The organism is Terribacillus halophilus, assembly GCF_900162685.1.
Taxonomy (GTDB): domain Bacteria; phylum Bacillota; class Bacilli; order Bacillales; family Amphibacillaceae; genus Terribacillus; species Terribacillus halophilus_A.
The window spans coordinates 2,086,401-2,113,341 of record NZ_LT727828.1 but is presented as its reverse complement, the minus strand read 5'-3'; the positions used below and the strand labels follow the sequence as shown (position 1 = coordinate 2,113,341).

Genomic DNA, 26,941 nt, shown 5'->3' with positions numbered 1-26,941 from the left:
TCCTGCTCAGCCGCTTCGCTGCATGCGGACCCCCAATTCCAATCAAGGAAATGGGGTTTTTCTTTGCGTAAAAGTAATCTTCCAAAGACGGACTGGCTGTTGCTTTTCTCTATTGGCGGCTTACTGACAGTCGGTATCATTATGGTTTACAGTGCTTCAGCAATTTGGGCGGGCTATAAATTCGGTGACAGTTTTTTCTTTGCTAAGCGACAGTTATTGTTTGCCGGGGTGGGACTGGCTGCAATGCTGATCATCTCCAGGGTGCATTACGAGAATTGGCGCCGATATGCGAAAGTGCTTCTGCTCATTTGTTTCCTTTTGCTTATCGCCGTTCTCATACCAGGCATTGGGATGGTGCGAGGCGGAGCCCGAAGCTGGATCGGAATCGGAGCATTCAGTATCCAGCCTTCCGAATTTACGAAGCTTGGCTTAATCATCTACTTAGCCGTCTATCTATCAGCCAAACAGAAGTACATCACTTCCTTAAAGCAAGGATTTCTTCCATCACTGCTGCTCGTTTTTACTGCATTCGGAATGATTATGCTTCAGCCTGACCTTGGAACAGGCGTGGTCCTTGTACTCACCTGTATGGTGATGATTCTTGTCAGCGGGGCTAGGATTTCTCACTTTGTCGGACTCGGTTTACTCGGAGTTGGAGCTTTTGCAGCCTTGATCCTGTCAGCTCCTTATCGAATTAAGCGTATAACCGCTTTCCTGGATCCTTGGGAAGATCCGCTGGGAGAAGGGTTCCAAATCATTCAATCGCTGTACGCTATTGGACCTGGCGGGCTTATGGGACTAGGGTTAGGGAACAGTTTGCAAAAATTCTTTTATTTGCCTGAACCCCAGACGGATTTTATTTTTGCTATCTTGGCCGAAGAACTTGGTTTCATCGGTGGTGCTGGTGTGATGCTTTTGTTCCTGCTGTTTTTATGGCGGGGCATTCAGGTAGCGCTCCGTGCTCCTGATGGATTTAGCAGTCTGCTGGCTTTAGGGATTACAGGTATGATTGCAATTCAGGCGATGATAAACATCAGCGTCGTCACCGGATTGATTCCTGTTACCGGTATTACATTGCCATTTTTAAGTTACGGCGGATCCTCACTAACTCTGACCTTAAGTTCTGTCGGGATATTACTGAATGTCAGCCGGTATAGTAAGCTTTAGACTTTCCTTTCAAATTCGTTTCAAAGACTGCTGTATAATACTGGCAGTCTTAAGTCCTAACAAAAATGCTTACCTTAAGTTAAAAGAGCTTTTCCCTTAAGAAATGAGCAAAGTACTATTTTAAAAATATTTGCACAATTGCATTGACTTTCCTTTCCAGCCCACGTATCATGTAAATTAATTTCATATAGTTCTTATCAAGAGAAGCTGAGGGACTGGCCCGAAGAAGCTTCAGCAACCTCTGACACTGTCAGAAAGGTGCTAATTCCAGCAAGATTAATTTCTTGGAAGATAAGAGTGCGGGCGATTTTTTCAAAGCTCTCTTTTCTTCGGAAAAGAGAGCTTTTTTTCGTTTCGTCACTTTAACCGAAAAAAAGGAGGAGAAGAAACATGTCTGACATTATTATTTTATCTGGAAGTCCATCACGAAAGTCGAGATCGCTGCTAGCAGCAGCCTATGCAGGAGAGCTGGTGAAGCAGCAAGGCTTTACAGCTGACGTAATCAGCATTACAGATTTTAAACCGGAGGATTTGGTCTATGCGCGATTTGATAGCCCTGCTATCGTGGTGGCTGGCAAAACAATTGAGAATGCGAAGGCACTCATTATCGCATCGCCAGTTTACAAAGCTTCCTATACAGGGGTGCTGAAGGCGTTATTGGACGTGCTGCCTCAAGGCATATTCACCAACAAACCTGTACTTCCGATTATGACGGGCGGGAGTCCGGCGCATCTGCTAGCAATAGATTATGCGTTAAAACCACTTATCGCTAATTTAAAGGGTGAGTCTCTGCAAGGCGTTTATATATGTGATCAACACATATTAAAAGACAACCCAACAGAGCCGATTGCGGAGGAAGATACAGCTGCAAGATTAAAGGCACAGACAAATCACCTTATCGAAGCAATCCGCCGTAACGATACAGTTAGTTTGGTGAAATAAAGGAGGAGAAGTTATGCAGATACCGTTAGCGGAAAAGAAGTTGTTTGGTATGCCGATTCAAATTATCGGAGGGCTGCTTGCGATTTTATTGTTTATGACTGGTGATGGGATTGAGCAGGCTTTTCTATCAAAGTATGTTGTCGACATAGGTTTTTCTGCTAATCAATCTGCCATTATGTTCAGCGCCTATGGCATTGTACTTACAGTAGCTTCTTGGCTTGCCGGCGTACTCGGAGAAGTAATCGGTCCGAAAAAAACAATGCTGCTTGGTCTCATCACGTGGGTGCTCTTTGAAATAGGCTTTCTCTACTTCGGTCTGTATCTAGAAAGTTTTTCGATGATGGTGCTTATGTACGGATTGCGTGGTTTCGGATATCCACTGTTTGCGTTCGCCTTTATCGTGTGGATTGCTTACCGTACGGAAAAACATAAACTGGCAACGGCTATGGGATGGTTTTTCTTTATGTTTGCTGGTGGAATCGGGTTCCTCGGTTCGTACTATCCTAGTATTTTTCTTCCGTTTTTTGGTGAAATGGTAACGCTGTGGAGTTCCCTTATCTGGATTATTATCGGAGGCGTTCTTGGCGTGTTTCTTGTCGATGATAAAGACCGGCAAGGTATTAAAATTCAAGACCAGGTGAAGGGAAATAAATGGGCGGAAGCGTTGAAAGGAATAACGATTCTTTGGGAAAGTCCGCGCGTTGCAGCAGGTGGTTTGCTGCGTGCCATTAATACTGCTGGGTGGTACGGGTTTGTCGTTGTGATGCCGGGTTTCTTTACGAGTTTTTTGGATATCACCACGAGTCAGTGGTTGCAGCTCTGGGCTATCCAGTCTGTCAGTAATATGGTGATGGGGGTTTTGTTTGGCATGCTCGGTGACCGAATTGGCTGGCTGCGGGTTGTTCGTTGGTTTGGTTGCTTTGGTGCAGCAATTTGTTCCTTGCTTTATTACTATATACCAGTTGCGTTCGGGGCAAATATTCCGCTGCTTGCACTGAATGCCATTCTTTTTGGTGCAGCAATTGCAGCTTTTGTTCCACTGTCGGCTATCTTGCCTACATTGGCTCCGGCAAACCGAGGCGCAGCAATTTCGGTACTCAATTTAGGTGCAGGAGCTAGTCAGTTTGTAGGACCAGTACTTGTTGGTGTTCTTAACAATTATCTAGGGATTGTCGGTGTTGTGTGGGGATTTGCCATTATGTATGCGCTCAGTTTCTGTTTAACAGTATTTTTAAAACCAGCTGCGAAAGCGCAACTGCATGCGACGACCGATGGACTCGCTGTTCGATAATCAAAGGAGGAATAACAAATGACAAAGAAACGAATTTATCTCAATGCTTTTGACATGAATTGTGTAGGGCACCAATCTCCTGGTTTATGGACGCATCCGGAAGATCAAGCACATCGTTATAAGGATTTGGATTATTGGACAGAGCTAGCGCAGATTTTAGAAAAAGGACAGTTTGATACATTATTTTTAGCGGATGTACTTGGAACGTATGATGTTTACCAAAGCTCCCGGGAAGGAGCGGTACGCCAGGCAGCTCAAGTGCCTGTCAATGATCCGCTGCTAGTTGTACCGGCGATGGCGCAAGTTACCAAACATCTAGGCTTTGGAGTTACAGCTTCCGTTACGTATGAGCATCCATACAGCTTTGCGCGTCGTGTATCCACATTGGATCATCTAACAAATGGCCGGGTAGGCTGGAATATTGTCACTTCTTACTTAGAAAGCGCAGCTAGAAATTTAGGGTTAGATACACAAATCAAACATGATGAGCGCTATAACATTGCAGAGGAATACGTAGAGGTTTGCTATAAGCTTTGGGAAGGCAGCTGGGAAGACGATGCAGTTGTGCGCGATACAGAGCGAAAAGTGTACACTGATCCGGAGAAAGTCCATGACATTCATCATAACGGCAAGTATTATCAAGTCCCGGGAGCACATCTGTCCGAACCTTCTCCGCAACGGACGCCAGTGCTCTTCCAGGCAGGTTCCTCCCCAAAAGGCAGAGCGTTTGCTGCTAAGCACGCCGAATGTGTGTTTATCAGTACACCGACGGTTACCGTGACAAAGCGCTATGTAGAAAAGCTGCGGGAGGAGACGAAGCGTCAAGGCCGAAATCCGGAAGAAATTAAAGTAATGAGCTTGTTTACACCAATTGTGGCAGAAACAGAAGAAGCTGCCCAGCTAAAGTTAAACGAATATCGCAGTTATGCAAGCTATGAAGGCGGACTTGTTTTACTAGGAGGCTGGACTGGTATCGATTTCTCCGAATATGACCCAGAGGAAGAATTGCGTTTTGTAGAGAATGAAGCAATTCACTCAGCGGTAGAGACGTTTACCAAGATAGATCCTAACAAAAAATGGACGGTACGTGAAGTTGCTGAATTTGTCGGTATTGGCGGGATTGGTCCTGTTGTCGCCGGAACACCTGAACAAGTTGCAGACGCGATGGAGGATTGGGTGGAACAAACAGGTGTCGATGGGTTTAATATTGCCTATGCGGTTACACCAGGAACATTTAAAGATCTTGCTGATTATGTTGTCCCGATTTTACAGAAGCGTGGAAGAATTAGAGAGAAATACGAGGGAAAAACGCTCCGTGAAAATTTAAGTGGAAACAGCAAACTTCCGGATCGTCATCCTGCGCGACAAGCTGGGAAAGCAGTACAGCAGGCAAGAAAGCAGACGGTGTAACATGCTATATAAAGAAGATACAAAACGAGAGACAATTCGGACTTTGGTTGATGCTGTAATTGAACAGGTTATAGCCCCTTCCGCAGACCAGCTTGATCGGGAAAAGATTTTTCCGAAAGCAAACATGCTGGCACTTGCAGCAAAACGCTTGAACGGCATTCTGCTTCCTGAGCATCTTGGCGGACTTGCTGCGGGCTATACTGAATTCTCTGTTGTAGCAGAAAAAATTGCCGCGCATTGTCCATCCACTGGCCTTGTGTACACAATGCACATCGAAGCAGCTGATGCGATTTATCGGCACGGTACCGAGGCGCAGCACCAAAAGTGGCTGCTGCCAATACAAGAAGGGAAATTTGGTACAACATCAACAAGTGAACGGATATCTGGGGGCAGATACTGGATTAACGCCAGTCGAGCAAAACGCACGTCAGGAGGTTATCAGCTGGATTTAGAAAAATCCTTTACGACAAGCAGTGGCTTTGCAGATTTTTATGTCGTACAAACTGGGTCGCCAGAAGCGGAAGCAACAGATGACTTGAGTTATTTTATTATGGAAGGTTCAGATCCTGGTATAACCTGGGGTAGTTGGGATGCGCTTGGGGTAAGAGGAAATCATAGCGCATCACTGAAGCTGGCTGGCGTACGAGTACCAGAGGAAGATTTGCTTGGAGGTGAAGGAGGCGGCAGAACAATTATTGAGCATAGTGTCGCTTACTTGCTTGGACTTGGTTCTGTCTGGACAGGATTGGCCGGAGGGATTGTAGAAGAGGTTACAGCATATGCGAAGCGAAATCACCACCAAGATGTGAATAAAAGCCTAAGTGACTATCAAGTTATTCGTGGATTGCTTGCCAAGGCAGCCATTCAATACAAAGGATTGGCTGCGTGGCTGCAACAACTTCGTAACGACATTGATCTGCAATTTCAGAACAAAGAAATGCTCGCCCTCTCTACACAGCAAGATTTGCTGGCATTTAAGATTCATGCTTCTGAAACAGTGAATGAGATTGCGCAAATTGCCATGGACATTACCGGCGGCTACGGCTATAAGATTGGGAAGTTGGAACGATTTTACCGAGATAGCAGAGCCGGTATGGTAATGGGACCATCTAACAACTTGGCGCGTGATTTTCTTGCAAAACAACTTGTTGGGATATCAAATAATTTATGGGAAGAAACCTCTACTTAAATAGAGGTTTCTTTCTTGGTGAAAAGGGGTAATAGGGTAGTTGGCTGTATTTTGCAGCAATTTATCCTGCTGTCGTATCGTTTGAACGGTATCATGATAGGCTTGTATCTCTTACTAAGTTTGTCTTTACTAAGCGTCCTAAACCACTTGGCTAAAATTACTAAATGAAAAAACAGCCCGTGACCGCCAGAACCGAAGGCATACAATCGAATGTCATGGTAGAATGAGAAAGAAAATCCTGCAAGGAAGTTATCATTTCTTCGTCTTGGAGGAAGGAAATTAGCGGCTTCTTATGTAATTAGGTAAAGAACCCCTTTTACTAGCGGATATTTGACAATTTAATGGTTTGGAGACTACTTCCGCTATATGAATGTGTTATAATTTTATAATTACAATACAAGCAGTTTTGAACTGTACAGCATAGGAAGAAGAGGAAATGAGCGAAAAGAAAAAAATTGTTTCCATCGAAGATCGTATCCCAAAATTAAAGCAAGCTAGAAAAAAGAAAGCAAATAGAAGACTTGTATTCTATTTATCTATTTTCTTTGTACTGATTTCCATCATCGTGTACTTACAATCTCCATTAAGCGATATTCATCGTCTGCAGGTGGAAGGCAACGAGTTTCTGTCTGATGATGTCATTATCCAAAGCAGTGGTCTTACTGTTTCGGACAATATTTGGCGAATTGATAAGGACAAAGCAATCAACCAAATACAGAAAAATGAAGAAGTCGAGAAAGTTTCAATCAGCCGAGAGTTTCCCGCAACCGTTACAATCCAAGTAACGGAACTTGGCAGAGTTGGTTATCTGCAGCAGGATGGAAGATATCGTGCGCTGCTTGCCAATGGAAGCATTTCAGAGAAGGAATGGTCTCAGCCAAAGTCAGATGCTCCGATACTTTATGGTTTTTCTGATGATGAGTACTTGGAGGAAATGGCCGAAGAGCTCGATCAGCTTCCAGCGTCTATCACCCAGCTCATTTCAGAGATTCACTACAAGCCATCGGAAGATAGCAAATACGTCATTCAGCTGTTTATGAATGACGGAATGGAAGTGCAAGGCACGATTCGGACTTTTGCCAACAATATGGAGGCATACCCGAGTATCGCTGCGCAACTGAATCCCGATGTGGATGGTGTACTGCACATGGGAGCAGGTGTTTATTTTGAACCTGCTAAAAAGAAAAAAGAAAAAGACGAGTAAGTACAGAAATGCCGAGAATTTTTGTCGGTTTATGTAGAATAAACGAGCTATATAAGGTATAGTCGAGTCAATTACTAGAGTAATAGGCAAAATTCTTACAGAATGTCGCTTTTTCAGCAAATTTCCTCGTGAAATTTGTTATAATTATGCGTGTCTGCACACAAATACAAAAATTGAGTAAAATTAAAAATGATTTCTTGGCCACATGTCTCTAGGATTAGGAGGTGCCTTACATGAACAACAGTGAAATTTTAGTCAGCTTAGATGTAGGAACATCAAAAATTAAAGTGATTATTGGGGAAGTATTTCAAGATTCCCTTAACATAATCGGTGTCGGTACTGCAAAATCAAACGGTCTGAAAAAAGGCGCCATCGTCGACATTGATCAGACTGTCCAATCGATTCGCAATGCTGTAGAACAAGCCGAGCGAATGGTCGGTATGCAGATTGAACGGGTAGTAGTAGGAGTCAATGGCAATCAGATTCAACTGCAGTCCTGTCATGGAGTAGTTGCTGTGTCCAGTGAAACAAGAGAAATTGACGATGAGGATATTTCTCGAGTAATTGAAGCAGCACAGGTTGTATCCATTCCTCCTGAACGCGAAATCGTTGATGTAATTCCTAAGCAATTCATCGTGGACGGTTTGGACGGAATCAATGACCCGCGCGGCATGCTCGGTGTACGGCTTGAAATGGAAGGGACCATTATTACTTGTTCTCGTACAGTCTTACATAATCTATTAAAATGCGTCGAGAAGGCCAACCTAGAAGTGATGGATATATGTCTGCAGCCTTTAGCTGCAGGGGCTGTTGCCCTTTCGGAAGATGAAAAGAATCTAGGTGTCGGTTTGATTGACATTGGCGGAGGCAATACGACTGTTTCTGTTTTTGGGAATGGTCAGCTAATGTCAACAAGTGTTGTCCCGCTTGGCGGAGAGAATATCAGCAAAGATATATCTATTGGTCTTAAAACATCCTCTGAAGAAGCGGAGGAAATTAAGCTGGGATATGGACATGCTTTTTATGACGACGCCAGAGAAGAAGAGACATTTGAAGCTTCCATGATTGGCAGCAATAAGAAACAAACACTTTCCCAGATTGATGTAGCGGACATTGCTGAAGCCCGCGTGGAAGAAATTTACGCTTATGCTGATAGTGAAATCAAGCGTATGGGCTTTCCTGAACTGCCTGGCGGCTATGTGCTGACAGGTGGAACGGCGATGATGCCAGGGATGCTGGAGCTTGCACAAGATTGTTTCCAGGCAAACGTCAGATTGGCAATTCCTGATTATCTAGGCGTGCGTGAACCCCAATTTACCAGCGCTGTCGGAATCTTGCAATTTGCTTATCGTAATGCGAGAATACAAGGGAAGGAAATCTTCTCAGCAGTATCTGAGGGAGATTTTGACGAGCCGGAGAAAAGACCGGCAAAACCTGCAAAAACACAAAAGAAAAAAGGCGAAGAGAAAAAGAAAGAATCAGGGTTTGCTAACCTGTTCAAGTACTTTTTCGATTAAGACAGACATGATTCTTCCATTAAAACAGGAAGAACGATTGTAAATAGGAGGACGTTAAGATGTTAGAATTTGACACAAATATGGAAACATTAGCAACGATAAAAGTCATCGGCGTCGGCGGTGGCGGAAGCAATGCCGTTAACCGAATGATTGAACATGGCGTCCAAGGCGTAGAATTCATCGCTGTAAACACAGATTCTCAAGCATTGAATCTATCCAAAGCGGATGTGAAAATGCAAATCGGTGCAAAACTGACGCGCGGTCTTGGTGCTGGTGCAAATCCTGAGGTTGGCCGAAAAGCAGCAGAAGAAAGCAAAGAACAGATTCAAGAGGCACTTCAAGGTGCTGATATGGTCTTCGTAACAGCTGGTATGGGAGGCGGAACTGGTACAGGTGCCGCACCTGTCATTGCACAAGTAGCGAAAGAACTTGGTGCCCTAACTGTCGGTATCGTAACTCGTCCGTTCTCCTTTGAGGGCCGGAAACGCCAAACACAAGCACTTGCTGGAACGGAAGCGTTAAAAGGCAGTGTTGATACACTGATTGTTATTCCGAATGACCGTTTGCTGGAAATCGTTGATAAAAATACACCGATGCTGGAAGCATTCCGTGAAGCGGATAATGTGCTGCGTCAAGGTGTACAAGGTATTTCTGAATTGATTGCTGTACCTGGATTAATCAACGTTGACTTTGCTGACGTGAAGACAATCATGGCTGACAAAGGTTCAGCTCTTATGGGTATCGGTATCGCAACTGGAGAGAGCCGTGCAACGGAAGCTGCCAAAAAGGCGATCAGTTCTCCATTGCTGGAAACATCCATCGATGGTGCACATGGTGTCTTGATGAACATTTCCGGTGGCGCGAACTTGAGCTTGTATGAAGTGCAGGAAGCTGCTGACATCGTGACAAGTGCAGCTGACCAGGAAGTAAACGTTATTTTCGGTTCCGTAATTAATGAAGATTTAAAAGATGAAATCGTTGTAACAGTTATTGCTACAGGATTTGATGAGACGCAGATCCAGCAAGCAATGAACCAGCCGCGTCCGAAAGCACGCCCTGTACAAAAGGAAACGCAAAGTACAGAGCAGCAGCCTTCGAACACAGAAAGAAGAAGAGAGCGTGAAGAGCTTCGTCGTGAGACACCTTCTTCTTCACCGCAGCCGCGCAAGCAGGAAGAGGAAACACTTGATATTCCTACATTCCTTCGCAACCGCAACCGCAGAAGATAAGGAATCAGGGAAAGGATAGCATCCATGGATGCTATCCTTTTTTTTTATGCGAAAAAACGTTAGACAAAAAGCCCGGAAAAGACATAAAAATAGTGGATCGTAACAGGCATAAACTGACAGCTTTTGAATGCTTGCTCCGTTATACTAACTTCATCTATTAAGGATGAAAGGACGGGCTGGTGTGACAATCTATCTTGATGCTGTCTGGACGCTCAATCTATTTTTGGACTGGCTGCTGCTCTTAAGTACACAAGCAATTGCGAGATTGCAAGTAAGTAAGCTGCGTGTCTTCCTAGGTGCACTCCTTGCTTCTCTCATCGTCCCTGTGACTGTCTACTTTCCGGAAAGTGTCGCAGTACACCCTATAGGCAAACTGATGTTTTCTATGGTTATTATCTGGTGTGCTTTCGGATATCGCTCCATCGCACGTTTTATCAAACTACTGTTACTTTTTTATTTCGTAACATTTGCAGTGGGCGGCAGTTTGTTCGCCGTTCATTATATGCTGCAGACACAGTTAGCATTCACGCCTTCTTCCTTCTTGACTGTAAGCACTGGTTATGGAGATCACATCAGCTGGATATTTGTTATCGTCACATTTCCAGTCGCGTTATTTTTTACGAAAAACAGAATGGACAAGCAGCGGTTTGAACAATTTCGTTACGACCAGCTTCATGACGTTCAGGTTAGCATTAATGGCATCACACATAAGACATCAGGCTTTATCGATAGCGGAAATCATTTATCAGATCCGATGACAAAGCGCCCTGTTGTGATTTGTGATCAGCATTTTCTCCAAAATTGGTTCGGAGAGAAAGAGTGGGAGTTATTGTCACAAGCAAACCAGGAACTAGATTTGGATGTGCTGCCGGCTAACTGGCCTTATAATTTTTCGGTTGTTCCTTATCAAGGTGTAAATGGGGAAGGAGCTTTGATGCTTGTTCTGAAGCCGGATTCTATCTTAATAGAACTAGATAAAGGATCAGTAGCAACAGATCGGGTATGGATTGGTATCCAATTCGGCAGTCTCACTGCAGATCGGCGATATCACTGTCTGTTGCATCCGTCACTCGTACATGATGCCAGCACGCAAGCAGGATAAAAGAAGGGAGATAAACATGAAAACAAAAGTATGGAAGCTCAAAATCTGGTGGTATAAACTTCTGGTCAAGCTAGGAATCAAGAGAAAGGAAATTTATTATATTGGCGGCAGTGAGGCATTGCCGCCCCCGTTATCGAAGGAAGAGGAATTCAAACTGCTGCAGCTCTTGCCTACAGGTGATAAATCAGCAAGAGCTATGCTTATAGAACGAAATCTCCGTCTTGTTGTTTACATCGCGAGAAAATTTGAAAACACAGGCATCAATATTGAGGATTTAATAAGTATTGGGACAATCGGTTTAATTAAAGCTGTTAATACATTTAACCCAGAAAAGAAAATCAAGCTCGCAACGTATGCATCCCGCTGTATTGAAAATGAAATCCTAATGTACCTGCGTCGCAACAGCAAGCTGAAATCGGAGATAAGCTTTGATGAACCGCTCAATATTGATTGGGATGGAAATGAATTACTTTTATCGGATGTGCTAGGTACAGATGACGATATTATCACGAAAGATATAGAAAAAAATGTAGATAAAAATCTACTCAAAAAAGCTTTAGAACAGCTTAATGATAGAGAAAAACAAATTATGGAGCTTCGTTTTGGGCTTATTGGGCAGGAAGAGATGACACAAAAGGATGTGGCAGATATGCTTGGCATCTCCCAATCCTATATTTCCCGTTTAGAGAAGAAGATTATTAGAAGATTGCAAAAAGAATTTAATAAAATGCTTTAATCCCAACTGGTGCCTGTGTTTGTCCTTCGTAGACAATATCAGGCACTTTTTGTCTCTGCATAAAAAATTTCCCGCGAGGAGATACTGTGCTTGATCGTATCTTCAATCGGGAGGAAAGAGAACATGTCGAGACAAAAAGTTGAAATATGTGGTGTAGACACTTCGAAGCTGCCAGTACTAAAAAATGATGCAATGAAAAAACTATTCATTCGCATGCAGCAAGAGAACGACATATCAGCCCGGGAAGAACTCGTAAATGGAAATCTTCGCCTCGTGCTCAGTGTGATTCAGCGTTTTAATAATCGCGGGGAATATGTCGACGATCTTTTTCAAGTAGGCTGTATTGGACTAATGAAATCCATTGATAACTTTGATTTGAAGCATAATGTGCGTTTTTCTACATACGCAGTGCCGATGATCATCGGCGAAATCCGCCGATACCTAAGGGATAATAATCCGATTCGTGTATCCAGGTCATTACGCGATACGGCATATAAAGCCTTACAAGTGCGCGAACAGCTGATAGCCAAGACTTCTAAGGATCCAACAACAGCAGAAATTGCAGCTGAGCTCGGTATAGAGCCTTCTGACATCACGTTTGCCATGGATGCTATTCAAGATCCGGTCTCCCTATTTGAGCCAATTTATAATGATGGCGGAGATCCGATATTCGTTTTGGATCAGTTGCGAAATGAATCTGAAAACGATGGAACATGGCTTGATAACCTGTCGATCAAAGAAGGCATGCATCGTTTGAACGAACGTGAGAAAATGATACTGAACAAACGCTTTTTCCAAGGCAAAACGCAAATGGAAGTAGCAGATGAAATCGGCATCTCCCAAGCGCAAGTGTCCAGACTCGAGAAAGCAGCAATCGAAGAAATGAATAAGCAGATGTTTGAATGAGAGGCACCTTTTATAGGTGTCTTTTTTTATATAGAAATGTACTTTAATCCCCGCTCCAGAAACTACTTCACTTATAATAATTGCCATATCATCAGCTTGGCCGCATAGAATAGTATAAAACAACAAAGGGGTCTGGCTTAGATGACATTAACCGAATTGCAAATGAAGGACATTATTTTGATGGAAAACGGGAAAAGGGTAGGAAATGTTTCGGATTTAGAGATTAATGAGCAGAATGGTCATATAGCAGCAATTGTTGTAACACTTCGAGGAAAAACGATGGGGTTGTTTGGCAAGGAAGAAGAGCTAGTCGTTCCATGGCATCAGATTATTACAATCGGAACAGATGTTATCTTGATTAAAAGCCCGGAAGCTGTATCTGCTGCAGAAGAAGAGGGGAAGTAATCCTATACAGTATAAAGCTGAAATATGGTACTATTAAAGGAATTAGAGGAGTGAGAGTACCATATGAGAGAAGCAGCTTCCAATAAACAAAGATTGTATATGGAGCTTGGCGGCTGGTCAGCTCCTAATAGGATAGTAAGCGGTATTACAACGAAGAACAATGGTGTAAGCAAATCACCATTTACTAGTTTTAATATGGGGCTGCATGTCGGCGATCAGGAAGCTGATGTGATTCAGAACCGTCAGCTCCTTGCAGCCGAAATACAGTTCCCGCTAGCGAATTGGGTACTGGGCGAGCAAGTACACGGCACAGAGATTGCAGTTATTCCAAAAGAGGATGCCGGTCGGGGAAGCAAATCGTTATCAGATAGTATACCGTCAGTTGATGGTCTGATAACGAATGAACCGGGATTGCTTCTGGCAGCTTTTTTTGCAGACTGTGTTCCGCTGTATTTTTTTGATACAAATACTGGCTGGATTGGCATGGCACATGCTGGCTGGCGCGGCACGGTCGGTGACATGGCCGGAAAGATGATTGCAGCATTATGCAGTCAAGGCACCGATTCTGCTAACATAGAAGCAATGATTGGCCCTTGTATTTCGAAACAAAAGTACGAAGTGGATGATCGCATCTTCCGGCATATTCCGGAGCGGTTTCGTGAGGAAGTACTCACAGCGAATGGCGAATCGGACAAGTATTATTTGGATTTGCAAGCGCTAAATCGACTGTACTTGCTGGACGCTGGTGTGAAGGATGAACATATAAAGACAGCGCCATTTTGTACATATGAAATGCCGGAATTCTATTCGCATCGGCAAGATCAAGGTAAAACAGGCAGGATGATTGGTTTTATCGGAATGAAAGAGGAGCAATTATGAACCCAGTACAGGAAAATCTCGTACAAATTCAAGAAAAAATAAAAGCAGCAGCAGCTAAAACAGGCAGGAATTATGAGGATATTACACTCCTAGCCGTTACGAAATATGTTACAATTGAACGAACAGAGGAAGCAGTCAATGCCGGTATTGTCGATTTAGGTGAAAATCGGATTGAGGGCTTCTTAGAGAAGCAGGCGGCCATTGGAGATAGAGCTGTTTGGCATTTCATTGGCAGTTTGCAATCTAGGAAAGTGAAAGATGTCATTAATCAGGCAGACTATTTGCATGCGCTTGACAGACTATCACTTGCTAAAGAAATTCAAAAACGTGCAGAAAAATCAATTAAATGCTTTGTACAGGTTAATGTGAGCGGTGAGGAAACAAAAGCAGGTGTTTCACCTGATGAGACGCTTTCTTTCATCCAGCAGCTGGAAGCATTTCCTGCCATACAAGTCGCAGGACTAATGACAATGGCACCTCATACAGAGGATGAAGATGTGCTTCGCCAGGTATTCAGCGGGTTAAGGGAGCTTCGTGATCAAGTAGCAGCAGCAGGTATGGCGCATGCACCTTGCACATTGTTGTCGATGGGAATGAGCAATGATTACCAAATAGCAATTGAAGAAGGAGCCACTCATATCCGAGTCGGCTCGGCCCTTGTAGGTCCATACGAATAAGCGAGGTGAAAATATGAGTTTCAAAAATAAGATGAGGAACTTCTTTACAGTGGATGATGAAGAGTATGAGTACGTGGAGGAACAGCCGAACGAAGCGGATGAAGTAGAACCGTACCCTAACGGCAGGGAGCGCAATCAAAATCACAACCAAAACGTTGTCAGTTTGAAGAGTGTCCAGTCGTCTTCAAAAGTAGTCCTTTGCGAACCGAGGACATATAACGAAGCGCAGGAAATTGCTGATCATGTAGTGAACAGAAAAGCGGTTGTACTCAATCTGCAGCGAGTTGACCATCAGCAAGCGAAACGGATTGTGGATTTTCTCAGCGGTACGGTTTATGCGCTGAACGGGGATATCCAAAAGCTAGGCAGCCAGACCTTCCTGTGTGCTCCTGACAATATCGAACTTACTGGTAATATAACCGATATGATAGAGGAACAGGATGAGTATAATAAGAGGTGGTAGAAGCAGATGCTTTTAAACATAATTAGTACAGCCTTCACGGTCTATTCCTTTGCGTTAATCATTTATATTCTGATGTCTTGGTTCCCTGGAGCAAGACAATCAGCATTTGGTGAAATGCTCGGCAGGATTTGTGAACCATATTTAGACGTATTTCGTCGGTTTATTCCGCCACTTGGAATGATCGATCTATCGCCGCTTATCGCGTTGATTGTTCTTAATTTGGCGCGAAGTGGAGTAACGACAGTTTATTTCATGATCTTCTAATAAGGAGTATACAGCAGCGTGAGTATTTACCAGCATTACCGGGAAGAAGAACGTCCTTTCATTGACCAGATTCTGTCCTGGATGGAACAAGTAGAGCGAACTTATCAGCCGCGTGTTACTGATTTTCTTGATCCAAGAGAACAGCTTATTTTCCGGCAGCTGCTCGGCGGGCAGTCTGAGCTGCAGTGGGCCTTTTCTGGCGGTGCTGATGCGGCAGAACGAAAACGCGGCATCATCGCACCGCTTTATGATGCTGTTGCAAACAGTGACTTTGATATTGTGATGCTGGAAGCGACTTACCCAGTTAAGTTTGTTTCCTTGGAGCATCGTGATGTGATGGGGGCATTTATGTCTCTTGGGATAGACCGCAGAAAATTGGGTGATATTAGCGTGCAAGATGGTGTTATGCAGCTATTTACAACAGCTGACATTGCAGTGTACATACGGGCCAATTTGACGGAAGTAAAACGCGCGAAAGTAAACTGGGAGCTTGCTGATGCATCCAGATTTCGGCCAGAACAAGCAGAATGGATGCAGATGGAAGCGTCTGTTTCCTCTCTCCGCCTTGATGCAGTGATGAAAGAACTGTATCGAATGTCGCGGCAGCAAGCATCATTAAGCATCCAGAAAGGCCTTGTCAAAGTTAATTTTAAAACAGTCGAAGATAGCAGTTACCCGCTAGCCGAAGGAGATCTAATTTCTTTACGCGGCAAAGGCAGAGGGAAGCTGACGGAAGTGAAAGGCACGACAAAGAAGGACAAGCAGCGTATTACATTAGAAAAATTAAAGTAGCAGTATCAGCTCTTTTGTGCTATCTTTGTCGAATAACAGCAATTATAGATCTATTAATAGGAGGTGGCCGTTGTGCCATTAACACCTTTGGATATTCATAATAAAGAGTTCGCCCGCGGATTCCGCGGTTATGATGAAGATGATGTAAACGACTTCCTTGACAGGGTGATTAAAGATTACGAAATTATCATCCGTGAGAAGAAGGAATTAGAGGAGCGAGTAAGCACGCTGGAAGAACGTCTTGGTCATTTCAATAATATTGAGACGACATTAAACAAGTCCATCTTGGTAGCCCAAGAAACAGCAGAAGAAGTGAAAGGCAATGCGATGAAAGAATCGAAGCTGATCATTAAAGAAGCAGAGAAAAATGCAGACCGCATTATCAATGAGTCACTGTCGAAATCTCGTCAAATCGCACTTGAAGTAGAAGAGCTGAAGAAACAGGCAAAAGTATTCCGTACTCGTTTAAAAATGCTTGTTGAAGCGCAGCTAGAGATGATTGAAACAGATGACTGGGATGGTTTGTTCGCGACAGAAGTAGCTTATGAGCCGCAAGAAGAGCCGGCTGAATAAGACGCGCTTGACGTTTTTCGCAAACTTACATATAATCTTACTATTATTAGCAAACAACATGACTTAGATATAAAGACTGTGATCGGGACAGTAAGAAGTCCATGCCGATTGAAGCGAGCCAGGGAAGGTGAGAGCCTGGTGCGGTATTTCTTCCGAACATCACCCGTTAGTTTCCATTCGAACCGCAAGCAGTAGAAATGGACGTCTCATTCACGTTACGAATTCGAGTGGATAGAAGTATACTTCTGTCTATAAGGGTGGTACCGCGAGTCTCTCTCGTCCCTTTGGGATGATGAGGGGCTCTTTTTATTTACCCGGAAAAGATCTGGTCATGATAAGGAGGAAGAACATTGGATTACAAAGACACACTGCTGATGCCGTCCACGGCATTCCCAATGCGCGGCAACTTGCCAAACAAAGAACCAAAAATGCAGCAGGAATGGGAAGAACAAAATATCTACAAAAAAGTACAAGAAAGAACCGAAGGACGACCGCTTTTCGTCTTGCATGATGGACCTCCGTATGCAAATGGTGATTTACACATGGGTCATGCACTAAATAAAGTACTGAAGGACTTTATCGTCCGTTATAAATCCATGTCTGGCTTCCATGCCCCATATGTTCCAGGCTGGGATACACACGGCTTGCCGATTGAGCAGGCGCTTACGAAGAAGAAGGTTGACCGTAAGAAAATGACGGTTGCAGAATTCCGCCGTCTATGTGCAGAGTATGCGATGCAGCAAATTGATAATCAGCGCAGCCAGTTCAAACAGCTTGGTGTACGCGGTGATTGGGATAATCCATACATCACGCTGACAAAAGATTATGAAGCAGCCCAAATTAAAGTTTTCGGTGAAATGGCTGAAAAAGGTTTCATCTACAAGGGTATGAAGCCGGTTTATTGGTCTCCATCTTCTGAATCTGCATTGGCAGAAGCAGAAATCGAATATCAAGATAAACGTTCTGCATCCATTTATGTTGCTTTCCAAGTGAAAGATGGCAAAGACTTGTTTGAAGGAGATGAGAAATTCATCATCTGGACAACAACGCCTTGGACATTACCTTCTAACGTAGCGATTTCCCTTCACCCGGAAGTAACTTATGTGGTCGCTAAAGTTGGCGGCGAAAAATTTGTCGTAGCAGAAGACTTGTTAAGCAGCGTAACAGAAACACTTGAATGGGAAAATCCAGAAGTAGTGAAAACTTTCACTGGAAAAGAAGCGGAATACGTTACAGCACAGCATCCGTTTTATGACAGAGAATCCCTTATCATCCTTGGTGAGCACGTGACAACAGACAGCGGTACAGGCTGTGTACATACAGCGCCTGGACACGGGGAAGAAGATTTCTTCGCTAGTCAAAAATACAAGCTGCCTGTTATCAGCCCATTGGATGATAAAGGTGTCTTCACAAAAGAAGCTCCTGGTTTTGAAGGTGTATTCTATGATAAAGCAAATAAAGAAATCACCGAACTTCTTGAAGAAAAAGGTGCTTTACTAAAGCTAGAATTCTTTACACATTCTTATCCGCATGACTGGCGTACGAAAAAACCGGTTATCTATCGTGCGACTGCACAATGGTTTGCTTCTATTAAAGCATTCCGCGATCAGATTATCGAACAAATTAAGGAAGTGGAATGGTTTCCGAAATGGGGCGAAACACGTCTTTACAATATGTTCCGTGACCGCGAAGACTGGTGTATTTCTCGTCAGCGTGCCTGGGGTGTACCAATCCCGGTCTTTTACGGAGAAGATGGTGAACCAATCATCACAGAAGAAACAATCCAGCATGTGTCTGATTTGTTCCTAGAGCACGGATCGAACATCTGGTTTGAAAGAGAAGCGAAAGAATTGCTTCCAGAAGGCTTTACTTCCGAACATAGCCCGAATGGTATCTTCACAAAAGAAACAGATATCATGGATGTTTGGTTTGATTCCGGCTCCTCTCACCAAGGTGTGCTTGTAAATCGTCCGGAATTACAGCGTCCAGCTGACTTATACCTGGAAGGCTCTGACCAATACCGCGGCTGGTTCAACTCTTCTTTGACAACTGCTGTTGCTGTAACAGGCAAAGCGCCTTACAAAGCAGTTTTAAGCCATGGCTTCGCGCTTGATGGTAAAGGGAAGAAGATGAGTAAATCACTAGGTAATATTGTTGTACCGTCTAAAATCATGAAGCAGTACGGTGCCGATATTCTTCGTCTGTGGGTTGCTTCCGTCGATTATCAATCCGATGTTCGTATCTCGGATGAAATCATTAAGCAAACTTCTGAAGGATACCGCAAAATCCGTAACACATTCCGCTTCCTGTTAGCCAACTTACATGACTTTGAGCCGGCGAAGGACAGTGTTGCATTTGCTGACATGAAAGATGTAGACCGTTATATGCTTGTGAAGCTTTCTGATTTGATCAAGCGTGTGCGTGAAAGCTATGACAAATACGAATTCGCTGATGTGTATTCGGCTATCTTAAGCTTCTGTTCTGTAGAGCTAAGCTCGTTCTACTTGGACTTCGGGAAAGATATTCTTTATATCGAATCTGCTGATCATCCAGCTCGCCGCAGCATCCAAACAGCGTATTATGAGATCATCAAAGCGCTCGTACAGATGCTGTCACCGATCATTGCGCATACTGCAGAAGAAGCATGGAGCTATATCCCCGGCGAGAAAGCTGACTATGTACAGCTGACTGACTTCCCAGAAGAGCTGTCTATTGCAGATCACGATGACCTGCTGACAAAATGGGATCATTTCATGGAAATCCGTGATGATGTCTTGAAAGCTTTGGAAATCGCGCGCAGTGAGAAAGTAATCGGTAAATCGCTTGAATCCAAGTTGACAATTGCTGCGAAAGATGAAGCAACAAAACAGCTGCTTCAGAGCATCGATAACTTGCATCAGCTGCTTATCGTATCTGAAGCAAATGTAGTGGATGCTGATCCAGAAGCTGCTAATTATGAACATGTTGCTGTATGTGTGGAAAAACACCCAGCAAAACGATGTGAACGCTGCTGGGTTGCATCTGAAACGGTCGGCGAAGATGCGTCGCATCCGGATTTATGCTCCCGCTGTGCGAGCGTTGTAGAAGCTCATTATCAGGCGTAAAGGAGAGAAAGCTTCGCCAGTAAGGCGGAGCTTTCTTTTTTATCTATACAATCTTTTTGTGTGTAATTATGGTAAAATGCAAGATAGATTGTATTGAACGGGGGAAAATAGAGTCCATGTATTTTATCATCGCGATCATCGCAGTCATTATTGACCAATTAACGAAATTAGCTGTTGTGAAGAATATGACAGAAGGAGAGTCAATTCCAGTCATCGACAATTTCTTCTACTTGTCTTCTCACCGTAACCGGGGAGCAGCTTGGGGAATCTTGGAAGGGCATTTTTGGTTCTTTTATTTAGTCACAGCGATTGTTATTGTTATAGTCAGTTACTATATTGTGAAATATAGCAAAGAAAGCAAGTTGATGGGCACAGCACTTGCGCTAGTACTAGGAGGAGCGGTCGGAAACTTCATCGATCGTTTGTTCCGTAAAGAAGTCGTCGATTTTGTGGATACGAGGTTTGGCGATTATCATTATCCGATATTTAACGTGGCAGATTCCTGTCTGGTTGTCGGCGTTATCCTCATCATCATCGCAATGCTGCTTGATGAGCGAAAGAAAGGGAGAAAAGAAACATGAGTCAGTTTGAACATACAGTTGCAGCCGAGCAAGCGGGTCTGCGCATCGATAAACTGCTGTCAGATATCCAGGAAGATGTTTCCCGGAGCCAAGCACAAAGCTGGATTAAAGAAGATCTTGTGACAGTGAATGGCACGACAGTAAAAAATAAGTATACCGTACAAGAAGGCGACGAAATTGCATGGACGATTCCAGAGCCCGAGGAAATGGAAATCAAAGCGGAGAATATCCCGCTTGAAATTGTTTACGAAGATGCAGATATTGCAGTCGTAAACAAGCCAAGAGGAATGGTGGTTCATCCATCCAACGGACACCAGTCTGGTACAATGGTACATGCATTGTTATATCATCTTAAAGATCTTTCCGGTATCAATGGCACGTTTCGTCCGGGGATTGTTCACCGTATCGATAAAGATACGAGTGGTCTGTTAGTTGTCGCCAAACATGACAAAGCACATCAGAAATTAACGGATATGCTCAAGGATCACGATATTGAACGTAAATACCGTGCAATTGTTCATGGTGTAATCGACCATGAATATGGCACGATTGAAGCACCAATCGGACGTGACCCGAATGATCGTCAGAAAATGGCTGTTGTAGAAAATGGGAAACCAGCAGTAACACACTTTGAGGTGTTAGAGCGCTTCGAAGATTTTACTTACATTGAATGCAAGCTGGAAACAGGCAGAACACACCAAATACGTGTCCATATGCAGTATATTAGCTATCCGCTGGCAGGAGATCCGAAATATGGTCCGCGCCGTACACTCGACATTGGCGGACAGGCGCTTCATGCAGCTGTACTCGGCCTTCATCATCCAATTACAGGAGAATGGATGCGTTTTGAAGCTCCTGTACCAGAAGTGTTTCAAGCGGAATTGGACAAGTTAAAACTGAACACTTGACAGTAATGCAACCCTATGCGATACTAATTACAGTTGAATAAGAACCTTTAAGACAGTCCAGAGAGGCTGATAAGGAAGCGGAAATGAACGGGATACAAGTGTGTATCCATGCCCCTTATTACCTCATGGTGATAAGGGGTTTTTTCATAGCTTCAGAAAGGTGGGACAACAATGAACAAAAAAGCGACTTTGCTTGATCAAGCGGCAATTAACCGCGCTCTTACGCGAATTGCTCATGAGATACTCGAGCGAAATAAAGGACCAGAGAATTTAGTGCTGGTCGGCATCCAAACGAGAGGTGTTCCCATCGCCAAACGCTTGCAGCAAAAGATAGAAGGAATTGAACAAGCGACGGTTCCGCTGGAAGAAGTGGATATCACATTGTACCGTGATGATTTAGCACATGCTTCTGATAATCAAGAACCAACGGTGCAGCCAGTTAAGCTTGGAACAGACTTGACGAATAAGACAGTCATCTTAATTGATGATGTGTTATATACAGGAAGAACAGTCAGAGCAGCAATGGATGCGATTATGGACGCGGGACGTCCAGCGCAGATTCAGCTTGCCGTTTTGATTGACCGCGGTCACAGGGAACTCCCAATCCGTGCTGACTATATTGGGAAGAATATCCCAACATCGCAATCGGAAATTATCGTCGTTGAATTGGAAGAAACAGACGATTACGAGAGCGTAGATATTTACGAAAATTAAATAGGACCTTTAATGGAAGTCCAGAGAGGCTTACAAGGTCGCAAGCAACAACGTCGTCACGACTAGTGGCAGACGTGTGCCTCTTTGCGACCGACATCGCAAAGAGGCTTTTTTTATAGCCCAAAAGAGGAGAGACACAGATGAAACCAGCACTAGCAATACACGACATACCAAAATGGCACCAATGGATAATATTTAGTTTACAGCACTTATTCGCAATGTTTGGCTCGACAATTCTTGTGCCAGCGCTGACAGGCCTTGATCCGGCTGTCGCACTTGTATCCAGCGGGGTCGGAACACTGGCGTTCATCCTTATAACAAGAGGATCCGTACCAGCTTATCTTGGATCCAGTTTTGCTTTCATTTACCCTATCACACAGGCAATTGATGCTTCTGGTATCGGTGGTGCCATGATCGGCAGCTTTTTCGCGGGTCTGTCTTACGGTGTTATTGCAATTGCCATCCGACTTGGCGGTATGAAAGGTATCATCCGGTTGCTGCCGCCGATCGTTGTCGGACCTGTCATTATCGTCATCGGTTTGGCGCTGGCACCGACTGCAGTAGACATGGCAATGAATGCTCCTGATACAGGAGAATACAGCACCAAATACTTTATCGTAGCACTTGTTACATTAGCAATCACAGTAGCAGCTTCTATCTTCCTGCGAGGGTTCCTCGGTCTGATACCAGTTTTGATTGGAATTGTTGGTGGATATGTTTTCGCTTTAACACAGGGGATCGTTGATACAAGTGGTGTGCAAGCAGCCTGGAACCAAATTGTAACGGCTGATTCCGTCGGAGCATTCTTTAGCGGCATCTTCCATGTTCCGAACTTCACGGTTCCATTTGTAGATTACAATGTCGCTGATGTGTTCAGCTGGCAGCTGTTCTTCACCATGGTGCCAATCGCGGTTGTTACCGTATCGGAGCATATCGGACACCAGTTAGCGCTATCCAAAATCGTAGATAAAAACATGCTGGTGAAGCCTGGACTGGACAAATCCATCACTGGAGATGGTGTAGCGACCATAATTGCTTCTATGCTTGGAGGTCCGCCAAATACAACATACGGAGAGAACATCGGCGTACTGGCGATTACAAGGATATTCAGTGTGTATGTTATCGGAGGAACAGCGGTGCTCGCNTGTGAAGATGACAGTCTTGTGCCGGGAGGCGTCATGCATGAAGGAACAGCGAGCAAAAGACTAGGATTGCCTGGTATTAATAATGTGTCTGAGTCAGTACATATTGCCCGAGATGTTTTACTAGCTGAAGCAGCGGGCTGTCATTATCACATTTGCCATGTTAGTACAAAAGAGTCCGTTCGTGTTATCCGTGATGCGAAGCGCGCCGGAATTCAAGTGACAGCAGAGGTAACACCGCATCATTTACTTTTAACAGACGAAGATATCAAACATGATGATGGCAACTTCAAAATGAATCCGCCACTTCGATCCGAAGCGGATCGTCAGGCACTTATCGAAGGACTGCTGGATGGCACAATCGATATGATTGCAACGGATCATGCACCGCACACAGCAGAAGAGAAAAATGTCAGCATGCTTGATGCATCATTCGGCATCGTTGGATCAGAAACAGCATTCAGTCTGCTGTACACACAGTTTGTCGAGACAGGCATCTTCACGCTTCGTCAGCTTATCGACTGGCTGACAATCAAGCCAGCACAAGCATTCGAGCTGCCGTACGGGCGCTTTGAGGCAGGAGCAGCTGCAGATTTGACTGTACTGGATCTGCAAGCGGACGGACTAGTGGACCCGACTTTATTCCAATCAAAAGGAACAAACACACCATTTATCGGCTGGCGTTATACAGGAGAGCCGACAATGACAATCTGCAACGGAGAAATTGTATACAGAAAGGAAGCGGTAAAATGAAGAAACGACAACTTATCCTAGAAGATGGGACTGTATTCAACGGAACAGCATTTGGAAGCGATCAGTCAACAACGGGGGAAATTGTTTTTAATACAGGAATGACCGGCTATCAGGAAATTCTATCTGACCCTTCCTACTGCGGACAAATCGTCACACTGACCTATCCGTTAATCGGCAACTATGGCGTCAATAGTGATGACTTCGAGAGCATTCAGCCATCCATCCAAGCACTTGTCGTAAAAGAAGCAAGTGCCGCTCCTTCTAATTTCCGGAAGCGGCACACAATGGACAGCTTCCTAAAGTTTCATGAGATTCCTGGTATCGAAGGCATTGATACTCGTAAACTAACAAAAATCATTCGCAAACAAGGTGCGATGAAAGCTAGATTGACAGAAGCAGCCGAAACGGTGGAAACAGATGCTTCTTGGAAAGCAATCTCCCTGCCAAATGATCAAGTGCAGCGCATGAGTACAGCCAAGCCATATGTCGTTCCGGGCCGCGGCAAACGTATTGTAGTGATGGACTTCGGTATGAAGCATGGTATTTTACGTGAGCTTGCAGCACGCGACTGTCATATTACGGTTGTACCTTGGCACTACTCGCCAGAACAAATCCTTCATTTAAATCCTGATGGCGTTATGCTGACAAATGGACCTGGAGATCCGAAAGACGTGGATACTGCCTCCAAAACCATTCGTGAGCTGATCAGTCAAGTACCGATATTCGGTATCTGTCTCGGCCACCAGCTAATCGCACTTGCAGCTGGCGCCAATACAGAAAAACTGAAATTCGGCCACCGGGGCTCCAACCACCCTGTCAAAGATTTAGCAACAGGGAAAACCTATCTAACATCTCAAAATCACGGTTATACCGTTACAAAAGAATCACTCGCTTCGACGGAGCTTGAATTAACGCAAGTAGCGTTAAACGACGGAACGGTTGAAGGGCTTCAGCACACAAAATTCCCAGTTATGAGTGTGCAATACCATCCAGAAGCAGCTCCAGGACCAGAAGATACCCGACATTTGTTCGATGATTTCCTGGACATGACACAACAAACAACACAACCATCATCCAAGGGGGAAGCTACTTATGCCTAAACGTACTGATATTCAAAAAATCCTTGTTATTGGATCCGGTCCAATCGTCATTGGGCAGGCTGCAGAATTTGATTATTCCGGCACACAGGCTTGCCAAGCACTGCGTGAAGAAGGATATACGGTCATTCTTGCAAACTCTAATCCAGCTACCATCATGACGGACCACACGGTAGCGGATATCGTCTATATGGAGCCGCTCACAGTAGAATTCCTAAGCAAAATTATACGCAAGGAACAACCCGATGCGTTGCTGCCGACACTTGGCGGTCAAACAGGTTTAAACTTGGCAGTAGCCCTTGATAACTCTGGTATTTTAAAAGAATTCGGTGTCGAGCTGTTAGGAACTTCTTTGGAAGCTATTCAGCAGGCGGAAGATCGGGAGAAATTTCGCGATTTGATGCACCAGCTTGGTGAACCAGTACCAGAGAGCCAAATTGTCACAACTGTAGATCAAGCCGTAGCCTTTTCTGAGGAAATCGGGTTTCCGCTGATCGTCCGTCCTGCATATACACTTGGCGGCACAGGGGGCGGTATGTGCTATGACTTAGAGGAGTTAAAGACAATTACGAAGAACGGCCTTGCACTTTCTCCCGTCACACAATGTTTGATTGAGCGCAATATTGCCGGGTTTAAGGAAATTGAATACGAAGTGATGCGCGACAAAAATGACCAGGCAATCGTTGTTTGTAACATGGAAAACGTTGATCCAGTCGGTATTCATACGGGAGACAGCATCGTTGTTGCGCCATCGCAAACACTAAGCGACCGCGAATACCAGCTGCTTCGAAATGCTTCGATCAAGATCATTAAAGCATTGCAAATTGAAGGCGGATGTAACGTTCAGCTTGCGCTTGATCCGCACAGCTTTAACTATTACATCATAGAGGTGAACCCGCGTGTCAGCCGCTCTAGTGCGCTTGCTTCTAAAGCAACTGGTTATCCAATTGCCAAAATGGCAGCTAAAATCGCGGTTGGTTTGACACTGGACGAAATTAAAAACCCTGTAACAGGTACTACATACGCTTACTTCGAGCCGGCGCTCGATTATGTTGTAGCAAAACTGCCGCGCTTTCCATTTGATAAATTCGTCAGCGGCAATCGCAAGCTTGGCACCCAGATGAAAGCAACAGGAGAAGTGATGGCAATAGGGCGCAATATCGAAGAAGCGTTACTGAAAGGTGTTCGTTCTCTCGATAATAAAGCAAACGGCCTGGCTTCCCTGCGTTTAGATGAAATGACGAACGACGAGATGGAGCATCGCCTTGTCAAAGCCGATGATGAGCGCTTATTCATACTGGCAGAAGCATTCCGCCGCGGCTATTCCGTTGAACAGCTGCACCAACTGACAAAGATTGATCGCTTCTTCCTTTGGAAAATAGAAGCACTTATCGAAATGGAGATTTCCTTACAAGAACAGCCGTGGGAGCTTGAACTGTTAAAGGAAGCAAAACAAAAGGGCTTCTCTGACCGTGAAATTGCGCACTGGTGGAACACAAACGAAGACAAAGTTTATCAGTTCCGCATGGAAAACCAGCTCGCACCGGTTTATAAAATGGTAGACACTTGTGCAGCAGAATTTGAGTCGCAAACACCGTACTTCTATAGCACGTACGAAGAAGAAAATGAATCCATTGCCTCTGATAAAGAAAAAGTGATTGTGCTTGGATCCGGTCCAATTCGCATCGGTCAAGGAATCGAGTTCGACTATGCCACAGTTCATTCTGTCCTGGCAATCCGGGAAGCGGGCTACGAAGCAATTATTATCAACAGCAACCCAGAAACCGTTTCGACCGATTTCAGTGTATCTGATAAGCTGTATTTTGAACCGCTAACTTTAGAAGACGTCATGCATGTGGTCAACTTGGAAAATCCGCTGGGCGTTATCGTTCAATT

The 26,941-nt window shown here is 44.3% G+C and carries 25 protein-coding genes, 1 riboswitch and 1 other annotated feature; all 25 genes read left to right on the top strand.

The features are described 5' to 3' along the window. Nucleotides 1-63 precede the first annotated feature (63 nt). Nucleotides 64-1,167, top strand: coding sequence for a stage V sporulation protein E (gene spoVE, locus B1K52_RS15350; protein ID WP_077309758.1), 1,104 nt, complete (start codon nucleotides 64-66; stop codon nucleotides 1,165-1,167). A 191-nt stretch (nucleotides 1,168-1,358) separates the two neighbouring features. Next, a riboswitch (SAM riboswitch) is annotated at nucleotides 1,359-1,465 on the top strand. Nucleotides 1,466-1,557: 92 nt separating this feature from the next. Continuing rightward, on the top strand, nucleotides 1,558-2,109 hold the full coding sequence (gene ssuE, locus B1K52_RS15345) for an NADPH-dependent FMN reductase (RefSeq protein ID WP_077309756.1): 552 nt from the start codon (nucleotides 1,558-1,560) through the stop codon (nucleotides 2,107-2,109). A 13-nt stretch (nucleotides 2,110-2,122) separates the two neighbouring features. Further along, a complete protein-coding gene (locus B1K52_RS15340) occupies nucleotides 2,123-3,400 on the top strand; it encodes an MFS transporter (RefSeq protein ID WP_218668041.1) in 1,278 nt (425 codons plus the stop codon). An 18-nt stretch (nucleotides 3,401-3,418) separates the two neighbouring features. Then, a complete protein-coding gene (locus B1K52_RS15335; RefSeq protein WP_077309754.1) occupies nucleotides 3,419-4,810 on the top strand; it encodes an LLM class flavin-dependent oxidoreductase in 1,392 nt (463 codons plus the stop codon). A 1-nt stretch (nucleotide 4,811) separates the two neighbouring features. Further along, on the top strand, nucleotides 4,812-5,999 hold the full coding sequence (locus B1K52_RS15330) for an acyl-CoA dehydrogenase family protein (RefSeq protein ID WP_077309752.1): 1,188 nt from the start codon (nucleotides 4,812-4,814) through the stop codon (nucleotides 5,997-5,999). A gap of 436 nt (nucleotides 6,000-6,435) precedes the next feature. Further along, a complete protein-coding gene (locus tag B1K52_RS15325; protein ID WP_077309750.1) occupies nucleotides 6,436-7,203 on the top strand; it encodes a cell division protein FtsQ/DivIB in 768 nt (255 codons plus the stop codon). 233 nt (nucleotides 7,204-7,436) lie between these two features. Continuing rightward, nucleotides 7,437-8,720, top strand: coding sequence for a cell division protein FtsA (gene ftsA, locus B1K52_RS15320; protein ID WP_077309748.1), 1,284 nt, complete (start codon nucleotides 7,437-7,439; stop codon nucleotides 8,718-8,720). Between the two features lie 59 nt (nucleotides 8,721-8,779). Continuing rightward, nucleotides 8,780-9,949, top strand: coding sequence for a cell division protein FtsZ (ftsZ, locus tag B1K52_RS15315; RefSeq protein ID WP_077309746.1), 1,170 nt, complete (start codon nucleotides 8,780-8,782; stop codon nucleotides 9,947-9,949). A gap of 181 nt (nucleotides 9,950-10,130) precedes the next feature. Then, nucleotides 10,131-11,051 carry a sigma-E processing peptidase SpoIIGA gene (gene spoIIGA / locus B1K52_RS15310; protein ID WP_179106571.1) on the top strand — a complete coding sequence of 307 codons (921 nt, stop codon included), beginning with the start codon at nucleotides 10,131-10,133 and terminating at the stop codon, nucleotides 11,049-11,051. Nucleotides 11,052-11,067: 16 nt separating this feature from the next. Next, complete coding sequence (gene sigE / locus B1K52_RS15305; protein WP_077309742.1) at nucleotides 11,068-11,787, top strand: RNA polymerase sporulation sigma factor SigE; 720 nt, start codon at nucleotides 11,068-11,070, stop codon at nucleotides 11,785-11,787. Nucleotides 11,788-11,910: 123 nt separating this feature from the next. Further along, nucleotides 11,911-12,693, top strand: a complete 783-nt coding sequence (gene sigG, locus B1K52_RS15300; protein WP_077309739.1) for an RNA polymerase sporulation sigma factor SigG — start codon at nucleotides 11,911-11,913, stop codon at nucleotides 12,691-12,693. A gap of 141 nt (nucleotides 12,694-12,834) precedes the next feature. Further along, nucleotides 12,835-13,098, top strand: a complete 264-nt coding sequence (locus B1K52_RS15295; RefSeq protein ID WP_077309737.1) for a YlmC/YmxH family sporulation protein — start codon at nucleotides 12,835-12,837, stop codon at nucleotides 13,096-13,098. Nucleotides 13,099-13,161: 63 nt separating this feature from the next. Then, nucleotides 13,162-13,977 (top strand): peptidoglycan editing factor PgeF, encoded by an 816-nt coding sequence (pgeF, locus tag B1K52_RS15290; RefSeq protein WP_256855937.1) that lies wholly within the window; start codon nucleotides 13,162-13,164, stop codon nucleotides 13,975-13,977. Then, nucleotides 13,974-14,654: a YggS family pyridoxal phosphate-dependent enzyme gene (locus B1K52_RS15285; protein ID WP_077309735.1), complete on the top strand. Its 681-nt coding sequence runs from the start codon at nucleotides 13,974-13,976 to the stop codon at nucleotides 14,652-14,654. Before pgeF ends, B1K52_RS15285 begins: the two co-directional genes overlap by 4 nt. 13 nt (nucleotides 14,655-14,667) lie before the next feature. Beyond that, nucleotides 14,668-15,117 carry a cell division protein SepF gene (locus tag B1K52_RS15280; RefSeq protein ID WP_077309733.1) on the top strand — a complete coding sequence of 150 codons (450 nt, stop codon included), beginning with the start codon at nucleotides 14,668-14,670 and terminating at the stop codon, nucleotides 15,115-15,117. A gap of 6 nt (nucleotides 15,118-15,123) precedes the next feature. Next, nucleotides 15,124-15,381 (top strand): YggT family protein, encoded by a 258-nt coding sequence (locus B1K52_RS15275; RefSeq protein ID WP_077309731.1) that lies wholly within the window; start codon nucleotides 15,124-15,126, stop codon nucleotides 15,379-15,381. An 18-nt stretch (nucleotides 15,382-15,399) separates the two neighbouring features. Beyond that, complete coding sequence (locus B1K52_RS15270) at nucleotides 15,400-16,173, top strand: YlmH family RNA-binding protein (RefSeq protein ID WP_077309729.1); 774 nt, start codon at nucleotides 15,400-15,402, stop codon at nucleotides 16,171-16,173. A gap of 72 nt (nucleotides 16,174-16,245) precedes the next feature. Further along, nucleotides 16,246-16,746: a DivIVA domain-containing protein gene (locus tag B1K52_RS15265; protein ID WP_077309727.1), complete on the top strand. Its 501-nt coding sequence runs from the start codon at nucleotides 16,246-16,248 to the stop codon at nucleotides 16,744-16,746. Between the two features lie 69 nt (nucleotides 16,747-16,815). Continuing rightward, nucleotides 16,816-17,033 (top strand) — a binding site (T-box leader). A 63-nt stretch (nucleotides 17,034-17,096) separates the two neighbouring features. After that, on the top strand, nucleotides 17,097-19,850 hold the full coding sequence (ileS, locus tag B1K52_RS15260; RefSeq protein WP_077309725.1) for an isoleucine--tRNA ligase: 2,754 nt from the start codon (nucleotides 17,097-17,099) through the stop codon (nucleotides 19,848-19,850). A gap of 116 nt (nucleotides 19,851-19,966) precedes the next feature. Then, nucleotides 19,967-20,431 (top strand): signal peptidase II, encoded by a 465-nt coding sequence (lspA, locus tag B1K52_RS15255; protein ID WP_077309723.1) that lies wholly within the window; start codon nucleotides 19,967-19,969, stop codon nucleotides 20,429-20,431. Then, complete coding sequence (locus B1K52_RS15250; protein WP_077309720.1) at nucleotides 20,428-21,339, top strand: RluA family pseudouridine synthase; 912 nt, start codon at nucleotides 20,428-20,430, stop codon at nucleotides 21,337-21,339. The genes lspA and B1K52_RS15250 overlap by 4 nt, the downstream gene beginning before the upstream one ends. Nucleotides 21,340-21,510: 171 nt before the next feature. Beyond that, nucleotides 21,511-22,053: a bifunctional pyr operon transcriptional regulator/uracil phosphoribosyltransferase PyrR gene (gene pyrR, locus B1K52_RS15245; protein ID WP_077309718.1), complete on the top strand. Its 543-nt coding sequence runs from the start codon at nucleotides 21,511-21,513 to the stop codon at nucleotides 22,051-22,053. Between the two features lie 140 nt (nucleotides 22,054-22,193). Further along, on the top strand, nucleotides 22,194-23,948 hold the full coding sequence (gene pyrC, locus B1K52_RS15240) for a dihydroorotase (protein ID WP_077309716.1): 1,755 nt from the start codon (nucleotides 22,194-22,196) through the stop codon (nucleotides 23,946-23,948). Beyond that, the gene (locus B1K52_RS15235) at nucleotides 23,945-25,048 is read left to right on the top strand and encodes a carbamoyl phosphate synthase small subunit (RefSeq protein ID WP_077309714.1); all 1,104 of its coding nucleotides are present in this window, start codon (nucleotides 23,945-23,947) and stop codon (nucleotides 25,046-25,048) included. Before pyrC ends, B1K52_RS15235 begins: the two co-directional genes overlap by 4 nt. Then, a partial coding sequence (carB, locus tag B1K52_RS15230) for a carbamoyl-phosphate synthase (glutamine-hydrolyzing) large subunit (protein WP_143588945.1) occupies nucleotides 25,041-26,941 on the top strand: 1,901 nt, incomplete at its 3' end. The genes B1K52_RS15235 and carB, both read left to right, overlap by 8 nt.

Excerpts from the sequence above, each read along its gene's own strand:
- ssuE (WP_077309756.1), top strand. The coding sequence starts at position 1,558 with ATGTCTGACATTATTATTTTATCTGGAAGTCCATCACGAAAGTCGAGA.
- B1K52_RS15340 (WP_218668041.1), top strand. The coding sequence starts at position 2,123 with ATGCAGATACCGTTAGCGGAAAAGAAGTTGTTTGGTATGCCGATTCAA.
- B1K52_RS15335 (WP_077309754.1), top strand. The coding sequence starts at position 3,419 with ATGACAAAGAAACGAATTTATCTCAATGCTTTTGACATGAATTGTGTA.
- B1K52_RS15330 (WP_077309752.1), top strand. The coding sequence starts at position 4,812 with ATGCTATATAAAGAAGATACAAAACGAGAGACAATTCGGACTTTGGTT.
- B1K52_RS15325 (WP_077309750.1), top strand. The coding sequence starts at position 6,436 with ATGAGCGAAAAGAAAAAAATTGTTTCCATCGAAGATCGTATCCCAAAA.
- ftsA (WP_077309748.1), top strand. The coding sequence starts at position 7,437 with ATGAACAACAGTGAAATTTTAGTCAGCTTAGATGTAGGAACATCAAAA.
- ftsZ (WP_077309746.1), top strand. The coding sequence starts at position 8,780 with ATGTTAGAATTTGACACAAATATGGAAACATTAGCAACGATAAAAGTC.
- sigE (WP_077309742.1), top strand. The coding sequence starts at position 11,068 with ATGAAAACAAAAGTATGGAAGCTCAAAATCTGGTGGTATAAACTTCTG.
- sigG (WP_077309739.1), top strand. The coding sequence starts at position 11,911 with ATGTCGAGACAAAAAGTTGAAATATGTGGTGTAGACACTTCGAAGCTG.
- B1K52_RS15295 (WP_077309737.1), top strand. The coding sequence starts at position 12,835 with ATGACATTAACCGAATTGCAAATGAAGGACATTATTTTGATGGAAAAC.
- pgeF (WP_256855937.1), top strand. The coding sequence starts at position 13,162 with ATGAGAGAAGCAGCTTCCAATAAACAAAGATTGTATATGGAGCTTGGC.
- B1K52_RS15285 (WP_077309735.1), top strand. The coding sequence starts at position 13,974 with ATGAACCCAGTACAGGAAAATCTCGTACAAATTCAAGAAAAAATAAAA.
- B1K52_RS15280 (WP_077309733.1), top strand. The coding sequence starts at position 14,668 with ATGAGTTTCAAAAATAAGATGAGGAACTTCTTTACAGTGGATGATGAA.
- B1K52_RS15275 (WP_077309731.1), top strand. The coding sequence starts at position 15,124 with ATGCTTTTAAACATAATTAGTACAGCCTTCACGGTCTATTCCTTTGCG.
- lspA (WP_077309723.1), top strand. The coding sequence starts at position 19,967 with ATGTATTTTATCATCGCGATCATCGCAGTCATTATTGACCAATTAACG.
- B1K52_RS15250 (WP_077309720.1), top strand. The coding sequence starts at position 20,428 with ATGAGTCAGTTTGAACATACAGTTGCAGCCGAGCAAGCGGGTCTGCGC.
- pyrR (WP_077309718.1), top strand. The coding sequence starts at position 21,511 with ATGAACAAAAAAGCGACTTTGCTTGATCAAGCGGCAATTAACCGCGCT.
- B1K52_RS15235 (WP_077309714.1), top strand. The coding sequence starts at position 23,945 with ATGAAGAAACGACAACTTATCCTAGAAGATGGGACTGTATTCAACGGA.